Source organism: Catellatospora sp. NPDC049111, from assembly GCF_040648615.1.
Classification (GTDB): domain Bacteria; phylum Actinomycetota; class Actinomycetes; order Mycobacteriales; family Micromonosporaceae; genus Catellatospora; species Catellatospora aurea.
Genome location: NZ_JBEZEB010000069.1, coordinates 1 through 14320, shown reverse-complemented (window position 1 = coordinate 14320; position 14320 = coordinate 1). Strand labels below are relative to the sequence as shown.

Here is a 14320-nt window from a genome sequence, read left to right as displayed (position 1 = left end):
TTGCGGTCGCCGTTGACCATACTGGAAGTTCTCCGGCGTACCAACTAGTCTGCCGTAGAATTTCCCGCACGCATCAAATCTAACCGCAATTTTGGTTTTGATCTCGCGGGTGGACTTCACTTTTTAGGAGAACCGGACAATGACGTCACCGATCGGCCTGCACCGGGTCCTGGAACCGAGCGGGGTATTGCCCCAGGCGGCACTTCGCCTGGACAATTCGCCTGAGATCGGGGCAGACGAGGTGCGGATCGCCGTCGAGCGGCTCAACCTGGACGCGGCGAGCTTCCGCCAGTTGTCGACGAAGCACGCGGGCGACGGCGCGGCGGTCCGCGGTGAGGTCCTGGAGATCATCGGCGCCCGGGGCAAGATGCAGAACCCGGTCACCGGCTCCGGCGGCATGCTGATCGGCACCGTCGAGGCGGTCGGCCCGCAGTCCCCGCTCGGCCTCGAGGTCGGCGACAAGGTCGCCACCCTGGTCTCGCTCACCCTGACGCCGCTGTCGATCAGCGACGGCCTCAAGCACTGGGACGGCGGCAGCGAGCAGGTGCCCTGCGAGGGCAACGCGATCCTGTTCGCGCGCTCGATCGCCGCGGTGCTGCCCGCCGACCTGGACCCGGAGCTGGCCCTGGCCGTGATGGACGTGTGCGGCGCACCGGCGCTGACCGCCCGGGTGGTGGCGCAGTACGACGACCCGACCGTGGCCGTGATCGGCGGCGCGGGCAAGAGCGGCTCGCTGTCGCTGGCCGCCGCCAGGGCCGCGGGCGCGAGCCGGACGGTCGGCGTCGTCCCGGTCGAGCGCGAGCGCACGATGCTGGCGGACGCGGGCCTGGCCGACGTGGTGGCGCTGGCCGACGCCCGCAACCCGGTCGCGCTCGCCGAGGCGGTCGAGGCGGCCCTGGGCGGGCGGGCCGCGGACGTGACCGTGGTCTGCGTGGACGTGCCGGGCTGCGAGCACGGGGCGATCCTGTCGACCGCCGACGGCGGCACCGTGATCTTCTTCTCGATGGCGACGAGTTTCGCCGCCGCCGCGCTGGGCGCGGAGGGTCTTGCCGCGGACGTGACGATGCTGGTCGGCAACGGTTACGTGCCCGGGCACGCGGCGTACGCGCTGGATCTGCTGCGGCAGGCGCCGGCGGTGCGGGCGATGTTCGAGTCCCGTCTGCACCACGAGGCCTCTCGGGCCACGTCCGGCACGGCAGACTGAGCCCATGCAGATCTCCGCCTTGCCGGCCGAGCGCACGACGCTCTGGCACAACGCCGTCGTCCGCAGCCCCGCCGACCCCGGCGCCACCGCGCTGCTGACCCGCGGCCAGCACATCGTCTGGCTCGGGCCGCTGGCCGACGCCCCCACCGCCGACCTGCGGGTGGACCTGGGCGGGGCCCTGGTCACGCCCGCGTTCGTCGACGCGCACGTGCACGCCACGGACACCGGCCTGGCCCTGGCCGGGCTGGACCTGTCGTCGGTGCGTGCCGCCGCCGAGCTGCTCAAGGCGGTGGCCGAATTCGCGTCCGGGCTGGGCCCCGAGGCCGTCGTGCTGGGGCACGGCTTCGACGAGAGCACGTGGGGTGCGTCGCAGACCCCGCCGACCGCGGCCGAGCTGGACCGGGCCGCGGGCGGGCGCAGCGTGTACCTGTCGCAGGCGTCGATCCACTCGGCGCTGGTCTCCTCGGACCTGCTGGCCCTGGCCGCCGACGCCCCCGGCTACGACCCGTCGGGGTGGGTGCGCCGCGACGCGCACCACGTGGTGCGGGCGGCGGCGTTCGGGCAGATCACCATCGTGCAGCGGCGGGACGCGCAGATGCGGATGCTGCGCCATGCCGCGTCGCTGGGCATCGCGGCGGTGCACGAGTGCGGCGGGCCGGGCACGTCCAGTGAGGACGACTTCACCGAGCTGCTGCGCCTGTCAGGGCAGGGGCTGCCGGAGGTGTACGGGTTCTGGGGCGAGCTGATGGGCGCGGCCAAGGCCCGGGAGCTGGGCGCGGTCGGCGCGGGCGGCGACCTGTACGCCGACGGGGCGCTCGGTTCGCGGACCGCGCACCTGGGCGAGGACTACCTCGACGGCGAGCGCGGCTGCGGCCACGGCTACGTGACCGCCGAGCAGGTGCGCGATCACCTGCTCGACTGCCACCGGCACGGCATGCAGGGCGGCTTCCACGCCATCGGCGACGCGGCGATCTCGACGGTGGTGGCCGGGTTCGCGGCCGCCGACGAGGTCCTCGGCACCGACGCGCTGCGCGACGCCCGGCACCGCGTCGAGCACGCGGAGATCATGGACAAGCGGCTGATCGCCGCGTTCGTGGAGTACGGCATCGTCGCGTCGATGCAGCCCGCGTTCGACCGCCTGTGGGGCGGCGAGCACCAGATGTACGCCCAGCGCCTCGGCGTGGCGCGCAGCCTCGCGTCGAACCCGATGGGGCAGATGCACAACACGGGTGTCGCGCTGGCGTTCGGGTCGGACAGCCCGGTGACGCCGCTGGACCCGTGGGGCAGCGTCCGCGCGGCGATGCAGCACTTCAACACCCATCAGCGGATGAGCGCGAAGTCGGCGTTCGCGGCGCACACCCGGGGCGGCTGGCGCGCCGTGCACCGCGACGCCGAGGGCGTGCTCGTGCCCGGCGCACCCGCGACGTTCGCGGTGTGGCGCACCCCGGCCGGCTTGTCCGGCACCCTTCCCAGCCTTGAGCAGCACGACGAGCTGCCGGTCTGTGTCCGTACGGTACTGCGTGGAGAAACGATCTATGAGCAGCAATAAACTCGGTCTTGACCCGGCGCTGGTGCACCGGGCACGGGCGCTGGCCGCCAAGGCCGGGCGGCCGGTGGTGGACATGGCGCGGTCGCACACGACGGTGTCTGTGGAGCGGGCCGTCCTGCGGCTGGCCGGGGTGACCGGCGCCGACCCGGACGGCATCCCGTGGGTGAACCGCCTGGTCGACGCGGTGCGCAACGACGTCGGCCTCGGTCACGGCGTGGCGCTGCCGGTGTTCCACGCCCTCGCCGAGCACGGCCTGGAGGCGACCGCGGCCGAGCTGACGCTGCTGGCGCAGAAGGCGGCGTCCGGTTCGGTGCGCTTCGACCTGCCCACCGGCAAGGCCGTCACCGCCGCGAAGAAGGCGTCGCGCCGCCAGATCGCCGCGGGCATCAAGCAGATCGACCGCAACCGCGCCGACCGCGACAAGATGATCAAGCGGTACGGCGACCCGAAGCAGCGGCCCTGGATCTACCTGATCGTGGCGACCGGCGACATCTACGAGGACATCCCGCAGGCGCAGGCCGCGGCCCGCGCGGGCGCGGACGTCATCGCGGTGATCCGGTCCACGGGCCAGTCGCTGCTGGACTACGTGCCCGAGGGCGCGACCCGGGAGGGTTTCGCGGGCACGTACGCCACCCAGGAGAACTTCCGCCTGATGCGGGCCGCCCTGGACGAGTCCAGCAAGGAGCTGGGCCGCTACGTCCGCCTGACCAACTACGCGTCCGGCCTGTGCATGCCCGAGATCGCGACCCTGGCCGGGCTGCAGCGCCTCGACATGATGCTCAACGACTCGATGTACGGCATCCTGTTCCGCGACATCAACCCGATCCGCACGTTCGTGGACCAGCGCTTCTCCCGCCAGATCCACGCCCGCGCCGGGATCATCATCAACACCGGTGAGGACAACTACCTCACCACCGCCGACGCGGTCGAGGCCGCGCACACCGTCACCGTGTCGCAGCTGCTCAACGAGTACTTCGCGCACGAGGCGGGCCTCGCGGACTGGCAGCTCGGCCTCGGGCACGCGTTCGAGATCAACCCGGACCTGCCCGAGTCGTTCCGGCTCGAACTGGCCCACGCGCTGCTGGCGCGGGAGCTGTTCCCGGACGCGCCGCTCAAGTGGATGCCGCCGACCAAGCACATGACCGGCGACGTGTTCCGCGGCAACCTGCTCGACGGGTTCTTCAACCTGGTCGGCGCGCTGACCGGGCAGGGCATCCTGCTCGTCGGCATGATGACCGAGGCCGTCGTCACCCCGTGGCTGTCCGACCGCGACATCGCGCTGCAGAACGTGCGGTACGTGCTCGGCGCGGCCGGCAACCTGCACGAGGACTTCGTGCCCGCCCCCGACGGTTTCATCCAGCGCCGCGCCCACCAGGTCCTCGACGAGGCCATCGACCTGCTCGAGAAGATCGAGGACGACACCCTGCTCAACGCGATCGCCGACGGCACGTTCGGGATCATGAAGCGGCCCGCGGACCGGGGCAAGGGCCTGGACGGCGTCGCCGAGCACGACGACGGCTACTACAACCCGGCCACCGAGATCCTGGAGACCCCCGCCAAGGAGGAGCAGTGAAGACGGTCGTCCGCCCGTACGGCGACACCACCGGCGACGGCATGACCCAGGTCAGCTTCACCCTGCCGCTGCCGCACGACAAGAAGGCCGAAGGCGCGGCGCTGCAGCTCGCGGCGAAGATGGGCCTGGAGCCGGCGATGCTGGTGCACGCCAAGCAGATGGGCGACGGGTTCACCTTCTTCGTCGTCTACGGCAGCGTCCGGCACCTGGTCGAACTCGACAAGGTCCAGGTCGTCGAGCGCGACTTCCCGCTGCTGACCGCCAAAGAGGTCAACACGGTCGTCAAGCAGAAGATGCGCCGCAAGCTGTCGGTGGTCGGGGCGTGCATCGGCACCGACGCGCACACCGTCGGCATCGACGCGATCCTCAACCTCAAGGGCATCGCCGGCGAGAAGGGCCTGGAGTACTACCGGGAGCTGAAGGTCGTCAACATGGGCGCGCAGATCACGGTGCCCGAGCTGGTGGCGGCCGCGAAGGCGGAGAAGGCCGACGCGGTCCTGGTCTCGCAGGTCGTCACGCAGCGCGACGCGCACCTGCACAACACCCGGGAGATGTCAGCGGCGTTCCGCGAGGCGCTGCCCGCCGACAAGCGGCCGCTGCTGATCGTCGGCGGACCGCGCTTCGACGAGCTGATGACCGACGAACTCGGCGTCGACCGGATCTTCGGCCGGGGCACCACCCCGCGCGAGGTCGCCAGCTACCTGGTCCACGCGCTGATCACCAACAAGGCCGAGCGGAAGAAGGCAGTCGCAGCATGAGCGTGGGATACACCGTCACCCATCGGAAGTACGTGCCGTACAGCCACGCGCACTACGCGGGCAACCTCGTCGACGGGGCGTACGCCCTGGCGGCGTTCGGGGACGTCGCGACCGAGGTGTGCATCCAGCTCGACGGCGACGAGGGCCTGTTCGCGTCGTACTCCGACGTGCAGTTCAAGGCCCCGATGCGGGCCGGTGACGTGCTGGAGGTCGTCGCGACGGTGGCCCGGATGGGCACCCGCAGCCGCACCATCGACTTCGAGGCGCGCGTCGTGTGCCGGGGCCGCCCGGACCGGTCGGAGTCTGCCGCCGAGGTCCTGGACCCGCCCGTCGTCGCGGTGACCGCGACCGGGACCGTGGTGGTCCCCGCCAAGTGAGCCTGCTCTGCTGTGTCGACGTCGGGTCGACGTTCACCAAGGCGGCCCTGGTCGACACCGGCAGCGGTGAACTCGTCGCGACCGGCTCGCACCGCACCACCGTCGGCACCGACGTCCTGCACGGCCTCGACGCGGCCGTGGCCGCGACGGGTCGAGACCCGGACGGGCTGCTGGTGTGCTCGTCGGCCGGCGGCGGCCTGCGGCTGGCCGTCGTCGGCTACGAGCGCCTGGTGACAGCGCAGGCCGGGCACCGGGTCGGCCTGTCGGCCGGGTCGCGGGTCGTGCACGTCGCCGCGGGCCGCCTCGACCGGGCCGGGCTTGCCGAACTGCGCGCCGCCCGGCCGGACGTGGTGCTGCTGGTCGGCGGGACCGACGGCGGCGACACCGAGACGATCACTCACAACGCGACCCGGCTCGCCAACGCCCGGTGGCGGGTGCCGACCGTGCTGGCCGGCAACGCCGACTGCCGCCGGCAGCTCGCGGACCTGCTGGCCGGGGCGGGGGTGCCGGTCGTCGCGGTCGACAACGTACTGCCCGCGATCGGGGTCCTCGACCCCGGTCCGGCCCGTGCGGCGATCCGGCAGGTGTTCCTGCAGCACGTCATCGGCGGCAAGAAGCTGTCTCGGGGGCCGCGGTTCGCCTCGCTGGTGAAGGCGGCGACGCCGGACGCGGTGCTGTCGGGCGTGGAGCTGCTCGCGGCCCGCAGCGCCGAGGACCTGCTGGTCGTGGACATCGGCGGGGCGACGACCGACGTGTACTCGGTGCTGACCCCGGACGCCGAGCAGCTCGCCGGGGTGCGCGACGAGGTCGCAGGGGTGCTGTGGGCGGCGCGGACCGTCGAGGGCGACCTGGGTATGCGCTGGTCCGCGCCCGGCGTGGTGGCCGCCGCGACCCTGGAGAAGATCATCGGGCCGGATGAGGCATCCGCTCTGGAACTCGCCGCGACCGCCCGCGCCGAGCACCCGGGGTACGTCGCCGACGACGGTGCCGAGAAGGCCGCGGACCGGCGGCTGGCCGAACTGGCCGTCATGGTCGCGCTACGCCGCCACGCTCGCGGGGAGGCCGTCGTGGCGGGCGGGCCGCGCCGTGGCGGGCGGGACCTGCGGGCGGTGCGCACCGTCATCGGCTCCGGCGGGGTGCTGCGGCACAGCCCGCCGCAGGTCGCCGAAGCGGTGCTCGGCGCGGGCCTGGGCGACACCGCGGGCGGATGGGCGCTGCCGAGGGCGGCCCGCACGGTTGTCGACGCGTCCTACATTCTGGCCGCGGCGGGACTCCTGTCGGTGGAACATCCGGACGCCGCCGCCGCGCTACTGGCCGCTGAGCTGGGCTGATGTCCTGAACTGCGGTGCTCGTCACGGTCGGTGACCACATCGTGAAATTGACCGTGCGCGGCCGCGCCGGTACCGTCGTGAGGTCCTCCACCGTGCCTGCCGCCGTTCCCCGGCGGGCGTCGCCGTCCGGCGACCTGGCACGGCAGGCGGCAGCACCGATCAGTAGAAAACGATCGGCCCCCCGGTTCAGGCGCCGGAAGCCGATCGGCCCGAAGGTCGGCTGGTGCCGCCGTAGGAGTTGGGAGTGCGGGGCGCGGTCTTCTCGACCGCGCCCCGGCCTTTTCCCGCCCCACCCCACCCAAGATCGCGACGATCTTGCGTGGGTGTACCGGTCGACACGCCTATTTCGGACGCGGACGGGGCCATTCGCGCAAGATCGTCGTGATCTTGGGGGCGAGAGGCGGAAGGGTGTCGGGTGGTGGGGGAGGGATGTGTAGCCTTGCAGCGGCACCCGGGCGGCGATCTTGGCGTGGGTGGGAGATGTGCGCGCGCGGCGGCGAAAGATTGGTGACGTGGTGACTGTGCAGACCCTCGCTCCGGCGGACGGCCAGACCGGCCCGGACGGTGTGGCCGGTGGACGGGCCGTGGGGCGTGGGCCGTTGCGGCTGGCCGTCGGGCTGGTGCTGGCGGTTCTTGCCGGGGTGGCGCTGCTGGTGGCGTTTCCGTTGTACGGGCTGTGGTGGACCGCTCCGGTCGGGGTGGCGCTGCTGGCCGTGGCGGTGAAGGGGCGGCGGCTGCGGGCCGGGTTCGGGCTCGGGCTGGTGGCCGGGGCGGTGTTCTTCGGGCCGCTGCTGGCGTGGACGAACATGCACGTCGGGTACACGCCGTGGGTCCTGCTCACGCTGTTCCAGGCGACGTATCTCGGGCTGCTCGGGCTGGCGCTGGCGTGGATCAGCGGGCTCGCCGGGAAGCGGCCGTGGGTGTGGCCGGTGGGCATCGCGCTGTTGTGGGTCGCGCAGGAGGCGCTGCGGGACAGGGCGCCGTTCGGTGGGTTCCCGTGGGGGCGGCTCGCGTTCAGCCAGGCTGATGCGCCGACGCTGGCGCTGGCCGGGTACGGGGGCGCGCCGCTGGTGACGTTCGCCGTCGCGGCGGCCGGCGGGCTGCTGGCGTACGCCATAGGGGAACTGATCGCCGCACGGGCCTGGACGCGCGCCGCGGCCGCGACCGGCGGGGCGCTCGCGGTCATGCTGGTCGGGCTGGTCCTGCCCGGCACGACCCCGGCCGGGCCGGTGGTGAGCGTCGCGGTCGTGCAGGGCAACGTGCCGCGCCTGGGCCTGGACTTCAACGCCCAGCGCCAGGCCGTGCTCAACAACCATGTCGCCGCGACCGTCGCCCTGGCCGAGAAGGTCCGCACCGGGCAGGCCAAGCAGCCCGACCTGGTCGTGTGGCCGGAGAACGCCTCCGACATAGACCCCCTGCGCAACCCGAGCGCCGCCGGCGCGATCAACACCGCCGCGCAGGCGATTGGCGCGCCGATCCTGGTCGGGGCCGTGCTGTCCGGGCCGGGTGAGGGCGAGTCCCGCAACGCGGGCATCGTCTGGCCGACCGACCTCGCGCCCGGCACGCAGCCGCAGCAGATGTACCTCAAGCAGCACCCGGTGCCGTTCGCCGAGTATCTGCCGCTGCGCCCGATCGTCGAACCGATCGCGCAGGCCATCACCAACCAGGCCAAGCTGCTGCGCACCGACTTCGTCGCCGGCACCGCGCCCGGCGTGCTCACCCTGGGCCCCGCGAAGGTCGGCGACGTCATCTGCTTCGAGGTCGCCTACGACGACGTCGTACGCGACACCGTGCTCGCCGGGGCGCAGCTGCTCGCGGTGCAGACCAACAACGCCACGTTCGACGAGTCCGAGGCGATGCAGCAGATGGCCATGGTGCGGCTGCGGGCCGTCGAGCACGGCCGCGACAGCCTCATGGCCTCAACTGTCGGTGTGTCCGGATTTGTAACTGCCGACGGAAATGTGCATGATGCTACTGGTTTCAATACCGACGCGGTGATCGTGCGTGACCTGCGCCTCGGCTCCGGCACCACGCCGGCGACGCGGCTCGGGGCGTGGCCGGAGTACCTGCTGACGGCCGCGGCCCTCGCGCTGCTGGTCGCGGCGGGCGTGGCGCGCAGGCGCCGGACCGCGCCGGTGGAGGAGACTGGACAGACGGCAGCGGCATAGTGGAGGCCCCGGTGAGCGGCAACGAGGCGGAGATCGGCTACCCCGGCGTGGGCCGGGTCCTGGTGATCATCCCGACGTACAACGAGTCGGAGAACGTGCGCCTCATCGTGCCCCGGGTGCGCCAGGCCACGCCGGACGTCGACATCCTCATCGCCGACGACAACAGCCCCGACGGCACCGGAGCTATCGCCGACGAGATGGCCGCCGCCGACGACCACGTGAAGGTCCTGCACCGGCCCGGCAAGCAGGGCCTGGGCGCGGCGTACATCGCGGGCTTCGACTGGGCCCATGAGCACGGCTACGACGCCGTCGTCGAGATGGACGCCGACGGCTCGCACGCGCCCGAGGAACTGCCCCGGCTGCTGGACGCGCTGCGCGGCGCGGACGCGGTCATCGGGTCACGCTGGGTGCGCGGCGGCAAGGTGATCAACTGGCCGGTGCGGCGGCTCATCCTGTCGCGCGGGGCGAACTTCTACACCCGCATCGTGATGGGCATGGGCGTCAAGGACGCCACCGGCGGCTACCGCGCCTACCGGCTGCCCGTCCTGCGCAAGATCGACGTCGAGACGGTGACCTCGCGCGGCTACAGCTTCCAGGTCGAGCTGACCCACCGCACCCACCGGCACGGCTTCCGCATCGTGGAGGTGCCGATCACGTTCGCCGAGCGCGAGCACGGCGTGTCCAAGATGAGCGGCTCCATCATCAAGGAGGCGCTGTGGAAGGTCACGGTGTGGGGTGCGCAGTCCCGCCGCGACTCGGTGCGGCGTATGTTCAAGCCGAGTGACCGCTGGCCGTGACCCCGTGCCGGCTTGACCGGCTGGAGGTGACCGGATGCGCAAGCTGCGGTGGGTGCCGCTGGCCGTGCTGCTGCTCGGCGTGGTGGAGTTCGCCGTCTTCTGGGGCGTGAGCCGGGTGCTCGGCCTGGGGCTGACCCTGCTGCTCGCGATCGGCCTGATGCTGCTGGGCGTGGTGCTGCTGCGCCGGGAGGGGCTGTCGGCTTGGCGACGGCTGCGCGAGGCGCGCCTGGCCGGGCAGACCCGCGGCGACCAGGCCGTCGACGGCGTGGTGGGGCTGATCGCCGCCCTGCTGCTGGTCATTCCGGGCCTGCTGACCGCGGCCGTCGGGCTGCTGCTGCTGATCCCGCCGGTGCGCCGACTGGCCCGCGGGCGGGTGCGCGCCGCGACCGAGAAGCGCATCCCGGCGTCGGCCGCCAACAGCGTGTTCGGGCCCAGGCGGGTCCGGGTCAGCACCCCGCACGATCCGCACCACCAGCCGCAGGCGCAACAGCCGCCCACGGCCGGCCGCCCCGGACCGAGTGAGGTCATCGAGGGCGAGATCGTCGACTGAACACGAGAAAGCCCGCCCCGGAGATCGGGGCGGGCTTTCTCGTGTGGCTCAGCGGCCGCGTCTGGTGCGCACGTCGGCCAGGCGCTCGTTGAGGATGTCGTCCAGCTCGGTCATGGAACGCCGCTCCAGCAGCATGTCCCAGTGCGTACGCGGAGGCTTGACCTTCTTCTCCTCCGGCTCGGTGCCGTCGACCAGGCGCGCCACGCTCCCGTCGAACTTGCACTCCCAGATGGCGGGCACTTCGGCTTCGACCGCGAACGGCACCTCGAAGCGGTGGCCCTGGGCGCACTGGAACTCGCGCATCTGGCGCGGCGCGAGCTCGGTGTTGCGCTCGGACTCGTAGCTGACGGCCCCCAGGCGGCTTCCCCGCAGCATCCGATCGCCCATGTCAGCTCCTCAGCAGTCGATTGGCTTCCGGGTGATGCAACGACCCGGAACGCGCGACGATTCCCTGCCGTGACCCACGCCGCTGCCGCCGCCGATTCCGGAGAGCTCCTCATGTGTGCCCAGGCGGCGCGATATCGTCCGATTGGACCACTTTTGCGGGTTACATCACATCCGGGGGTAACGCGATGGCCACCACGGCGGTGCCGGCATCGGGCAAACCGGTCAAAACCTGGCTCGGGCACCCCGGTGGCCTGGTCGTGCTGTTCCTCACCGAGATGTGGGAGCGGTTCAGCTACTACGGTATGCGGGCCATCCTCACTCTGTTCCTGGCCACCGAACTGACCGACGGCGGCTTCGGCATGGACGACGTCGCCGCCGCCTCGCTGTACTCCATCTACGTCTCGATGGTCTACTTCACGGCCCTGCCCGGCGGCTGGATCGCTGACCGGATCCTCGGCACCCGCCGCAGCGTGCTGTGGGGCGGCATCATCATCGCGCTGGGCCACTACTCCCTGGCCTTCTCCGCCCGGTCGATGTTCTACCTCGGCCTGGTGCTCATCGTGCTCGGCACCGGCCTGCTCAAACCCAACATCTCCGCCATGGTCGGCGAGCTCTACGACAAGCATCCGGAGATGCACGAGTCCCGCCGCGACGCCGGCTTCACCCTGTTCTACCTCGGCATCAACCTGGGCGCGTTCGTCGCCCCGCTGCTGACCGGCATCTTCGCCGCCCGCAACGACTGGCACGTGGCGTTCGGCATCGCCGCGGTCGGCATGACCATCGCCGTGATCCAGTACCTGGTGGGCTACCGCCGCCTCGAAGGCGTCGGCCTCAAGGCCCACAAGCCGCTGCTGACCCACGAACGCAACAAGATCCTGAAGATCTCCGCGATCGTGGTGGCCGTCATCGTGGTGCTGCTGGCGATCGACATCGCCGCGGGCACCTTCAACGCTGACCACGTCAAGAACGCGCTCACCATCCTGGCGCTGGTCGTGCCCGCCCTGTACTTCATCATGATGTTCCGCGACCGGTCCCTGACCCACCAGGAGCGTTCCCGGGTCAGCGCGTACGTATGGATCTTCATCGGCGCGGCCCTGTTCTGGATGATCTACGACCAGGCCGGCAGCCTGGTGAACCTGTTCACCAACGAGAAGGTCGACCGGCAGGTCGGCAGCTTCGAGATCCCCACGGCCTGGTTCCAGTCCGTCAACCCGGTGCTGATCCTGCTGCTGGCGCCCGTGTTCGCGTGGATGTGGACCAAGCTGGACCGCCGACAGCCCGGCACCCCGGTCAAGTTCTCCCTCGCCCTGCTCGGCATCGGACTGTCGTTCCTGGTGATGGGCACGGCCGGGGCGCTGGCCGCGCGCGGGCTGATCTCGCCGTGGTGGATCGTGCTGGTGTACTTCATCCAGACCTGCGCCGAGCTGCTGCTGTCCCCGGTCGGGCTGTCCGTCACCACCAAACTCGCCCCGCTGCGCTACGCCAGCCAGGTGATGGGCCTGTGGTTCCTGGCCACCGCCGCGGGCAACGCCCTCAACACCTGGGTGACGCCGCTGAGCGGCAAGCTGTCCGACGCCGCGTACTACGGCAGTCTCGGCGTGCTGGCGATCATCGTGGGCGTCTGCTTCTGGTTCGGCGCCCGCCGGATCGGCGACCTGATGTCCGGCGTGCACTGAGAGGCGACACCGATGACCATCCTTGCCGACACCATCACCGTCGAGCAGCTGCGCGACGACGTCACTTCGCTGGCCGGGCAGTGCCTGTGCGACCCGGTGACGGAGCTGTTCGGCCCGCTGCTGGAGGTCCAGGAGCGGGTCTTCAACCGGCTGGAGAACGACCCCGAACCCGACCACGCCCACGACCTGTACCTGCTCGCGGCGCTGGTGGCCGGGATGCTCGCCAAGGCCCACCACGACCTCGATCGCGAGCACCAGGCGATGTCGCTGGCCCGGATGGCGTACGTGTGCGCCGACAACATCGGCCACCACGGGCTGCGGGCGTGGAGCCGGGGGCTGCAGAGCCTGCTGGCGTACTCGGCCGGCCGGCCGCAGGAGGCCGCCGCGTTCGCCGACTGCGGCGCGCGGATCGCCGACGGGCAGCACGGCTCGGTCACCTCGTGGCTGGCCTGCTCGCAGGCCCGCGCGCTGGCGCGGCTCGGCGCGGCCGAACCGGCCCGGCTGGCCCTGGTGCGCGCCGACGACATGCGCGAACACCACGTGCACGACGACCTCGACGCGATCGGCGGGATCTTCTGGTTCGCCCCGCCCCGCCAGCACCACTACGCCGCCGACGCCTACGCGTGCCTGCCCGGCCAGGCCGAACGCGCCGTGCACGAGGCCACCCGGTCCATTGCCCTGTACGCCGCCGCCCCGTCCGAGCAGCGCTCCTTCGGCGACGAGGCGGGCGCGCGCTGCGTGCTGGCGCTGACCCGGGTGTGGGCCGGGGACGCGGCCGCGGCCCGCGACACGCTCGGGCCGGTGCTGCGCCTGGACCTGCCCCGGCGTACCGCCGAGGTGATGGCCGGGGTGTCGCGGGTCGGCGACGCTCTGCGCGACTCCCGGTTCACCGACGTGCCCGAAGCCCGCGACCTGCGCGCCCAGATCGAATGGTTCGCCCAGCGCCCCGCGTCCGCGCTGGCCAGCTGAGCGTCCGGACGCAGCCCGGCCGTCGGCAAGGCGCGGCGGTGCAGCGGCGGCGTGCCGAGACCAGGGCGCGGCACTGCTCAGCAGGGCCCGCCGGCGCGGTTCAGCACAGGTCTGGGAAGGTTTCGGCCATCCGGACGACGGCGGCGTGGGCGTGGGCGACGATCTCGGCGTTTGGGCGGCTGCGGTGGTGCAGGGCGGCCGCGGCGTCGCCCGCTGCCAGCAGCGCGAGCACCGGCTGCCCGAGACCGCCGGTCAGGTCGGCCCACTCGCACCAGGTGGCGGTATCCTCACCCCACCACAGGTAGCCGCCGGGGGAGACCGGCCAGAACCGCTCCGGATACCGCAGCAGCACCTTCTCGGCCCGGCCGGTGCCGATCCGGGCCAGCGCCGCCCGGTGCCCGGCGGGCAGGCTCACGGCCAGGTCCGCGAGCACCGCCAGGGGCAGCGCGAGCACGGCTCGGTCGGCGCGCAGCGCGCCCCAGCGCCCGGACACGGTCACCCCGTCCGGGTCGTGGCGCACCTCGGTCACCGCACGGTCGAGCGCGAGGTCCAGCCCGGCCGCCAGGTGGGCCACGACCGCGCCCAGGCCGCCGGGCAGCCAGCGGTCGCCCTCGCCGACCCCCGGCTCGCCGAACGCGCCCCGGGCCGAGGCCAGCTGCGGGTCCAGCCCGGATTCCAGGACCACCCCGGCCTCCACGGCGTACGCCAGCAGCCGACGGCCCGCGCCGTCGAGCGTGGCGGCATGGGCGGCGATCACGTCGGCGACCGGCTGGTCCGCGTCCACGGTCAGCGCGTGCGCGGCGGCCGACAGCGCGTCCAGTGCCTCGGGCGCGCCGTGGACCGGTCCGGACGCCGACAGGGTCAGCGGATTCGCGAAGTCCGTCGAGCGGCCACGATGGCCACCCGGTCAGGTTCGGGGCCCGGCGCGAGCTCTTCGCGGTGCCCGCGGGAGGCGAGTTCGAGACCACGGCGCACGCGCCG

13 protein-coding genes are annotated in these 14320 nt (G+C 72.3%); 11 read left to right on the top strand and 2 right to left on the bottom strand.

Annotation, left to right across the window (positions count from 1 at the left end):
• Window positions 1–139: 139 nt before the first annotated feature.
• The 9 genes from AB0B66_RS42380 to AB0B66_RS42340 all read left to right on the top strand — a co-directional run bounded on the left by AB0B66_RS42380 (window position 140) and on the right by AB0B66_RS42340 (window position 10307).
• Window positions 140–1204, top strand: a complete 1065-nt coding sequence (locus tag AB0B66_RS42380) for an L-erythro-3,5-diaminohexanoate dehydrogenase (protein WP_360541081.1) — start codon at window positions 140–142, stop codon at window positions 1202–1204.
• 4 nt (window positions 1205–1208) lie between these two features.
• Window positions 1209–2753 carry an amidohydrolase family protein gene (locus AB0B66_RS42375; RefSeq protein ID WP_360541079.1) on the top strand — a complete coding sequence of 515 codons (1545 nt, stop codon included), beginning with the start codon at window positions 1209–1211 and terminating at the stop codon, window positions 2751–2753.
• Entirely contained in the window at window positions 2740–4326 is a 1587-nt protein-coding gene (locus tag AB0B66_RS42370; RefSeq protein WP_360541077.1) for a lysine 5,6-aminomutase subunit alpha, read from the top strand. Before AB0B66_RS42375 ends, AB0B66_RS42370 begins: the two co-directional genes overlap by 14 nt.
• Window positions 4323–5084, top strand: coding sequence for an OAM dimerization domain-containing protein (locus AB0B66_RS42365; protein ID WP_203694802.1), 762 nt, complete (start codon window positions 4323–4325; stop codon window positions 5082–5084). Before AB0B66_RS42370 ends, AB0B66_RS42365 begins: the two co-directional genes overlap by 4 nt.
• Entirely contained in the window at window positions 5081–5461 is a 381-nt protein-coding gene (locus AB0B66_RS42360) for a hotdog domain-containing protein (RefSeq protein ID WP_360541075.1), read from the top strand. The genes AB0B66_RS42365 and AB0B66_RS42360 overlap by 4 nt, the downstream gene beginning before the upstream one ends.
• Complete coding sequence (locus AB0B66_RS42355) at window positions 5458–6792, top strand: glutamate mutase L (RefSeq protein ID WP_360541073.1); 1335 nt, start codon at window positions 5458–5460, stop codon at window positions 6790–6792. Before AB0B66_RS42360 ends, AB0B66_RS42355 begins: the two co-directional genes overlap by 4 nt.
• 566 nt (window positions 6793–7358) lie before the next feature.
• Entirely contained in the window at window positions 7359–8960 is a 1602-nt protein-coding gene (lnt, locus tag AB0B66_RS42350) for an apolipoprotein N-acyltransferase (RefSeq protein ID WP_360541117.1), read from the top strand.
• Between the two features lie 11 nt (window positions 8961–8971).
• On the top strand, window positions 8972–9757 hold the full coding sequence (locus tag AB0B66_RS42345) for a polyprenol monophosphomannose synthase (RefSeq protein WP_360541071.1): 786 nt from the start codon (window positions 8972–8974) through the stop codon (window positions 9755–9757).
• A gap of 34 nt (window positions 9758–9791) precedes the next feature.
• Window positions 9792–10307, top strand: coding sequence for an FxsA family protein (locus AB0B66_RS42340; protein ID WP_360541069.1), 516 nt, complete (start codon window positions 9792–9794; stop codon window positions 10305–10307).
• A 48-nt stretch (window positions 10308–10355) separates the two neighbouring features.
• Here AB0B66_RS42340 and AB0B66_RS42335 read toward each other — a convergent pair whose 3' ends face one another.
• Window positions 10356–10694, bottom strand: a complete 339-nt coding sequence (locus tag AB0B66_RS42335; protein WP_360541067.1) for an RNA polymerase-binding protein RbpA — start codon at window positions 10692–10694, stop codon at window positions 10356–10358.
• Between the two features lie 185 nt (window positions 10695–10879).
• Here AB0B66_RS42335 and AB0B66_RS42330 point away from each other — a divergent pair, with 185 nt between their 5' ends.
• Window positions 10880–12370: a peptide MFS transporter gene (locus tag AB0B66_RS42330; RefSeq protein ID WP_360541065.1), complete on the top strand. Its 1491-nt coding sequence runs from the start codon at window positions 10880–10882 to the stop codon at window positions 12368–12370.
• A gap of 12 nt (window positions 12371–12382) precedes the next feature.
• On the top strand, window positions 12383–13339 hold the full coding sequence (locus AB0B66_RS42325; protein WP_360541064.1) for an XRE family transcriptional regulator: 957 nt from the start codon (window positions 12383–12385) through the stop codon (window positions 13337–13339).
• A gap of 100 nt (window positions 13340–13439) precedes the next feature.
• Here the strand turns inward: AB0B66_RS42325 and AB0B66_RS42320 are convergent, their stop codons facing one another.
• Window positions 13440–14123, bottom strand: coding sequence for an FAD-dependent oxidoreductase (locus tag AB0B66_RS42320; RefSeq protein WP_360541062.1), 684 nt, complete (start codon window positions 14121–14123; stop codon window positions 13440–13442).
• Window positions 14124–14320: the final 197 nt, after the last annotated feature.

Bases quoted from the DNA above. Each gene is read 5' to 3' on its own strand.
- AB0B66_RS42340 (WP_360541069.1), top strand. From the start codon at position 9,792: ATGCGCAAGCTGCGGTGGGTGCCGCTGGCCGTGCTGCTGCTCGGCGTG.
- AB0B66_RS42360 (WP_360541075.1), top strand. From the start codon at position 5,081: ATGAGCGTGGGATACACCGTCACCCATCGGAAGTACGTGCCGTACAGC.
- AB0B66_RS42325 (WP_360541064.1), top strand. From the start codon at position 12,383: ATGACCATCCTTGCCGACACCATCACCGTCGAGCAGCTGCGCGACGAC.
- AB0B66_RS42330 (WP_360541065.1), top strand. From the start codon at position 10,880: ATGGCCACCACGGCGGTGCCGGCATCGGGCAAACCGGTCAAAACCTGG.
- AB0B66_RS42335 (WP_360541067.1), bottom strand. From the start codon at position 10,694: ATGGGCGATCGGATGCTGCGGGGAAGCCGCCTGGGGGCCGTCAGCTAC.
- AB0B66_RS42370 (WP_360541077.1), top strand. From the start codon at position 2,740: ATGAGCAGCAATAAACTCGGTCTTGACCCGGCGCTGGTGCACCGGGCA.
- AB0B66_RS42375 (WP_360541079.1), top strand. From the start codon at position 1,209: ATGCAGATCTCCGCCTTGCCGGCCGAGCGCACGACGCTCTGGCACAAC.
- AB0B66_RS42380 (WP_360541081.1), top strand. From the start codon at position 140: ATGACGTCACCGATCGGCCTGCACCGGGTCCTGGAACCGAGCGGGGTA.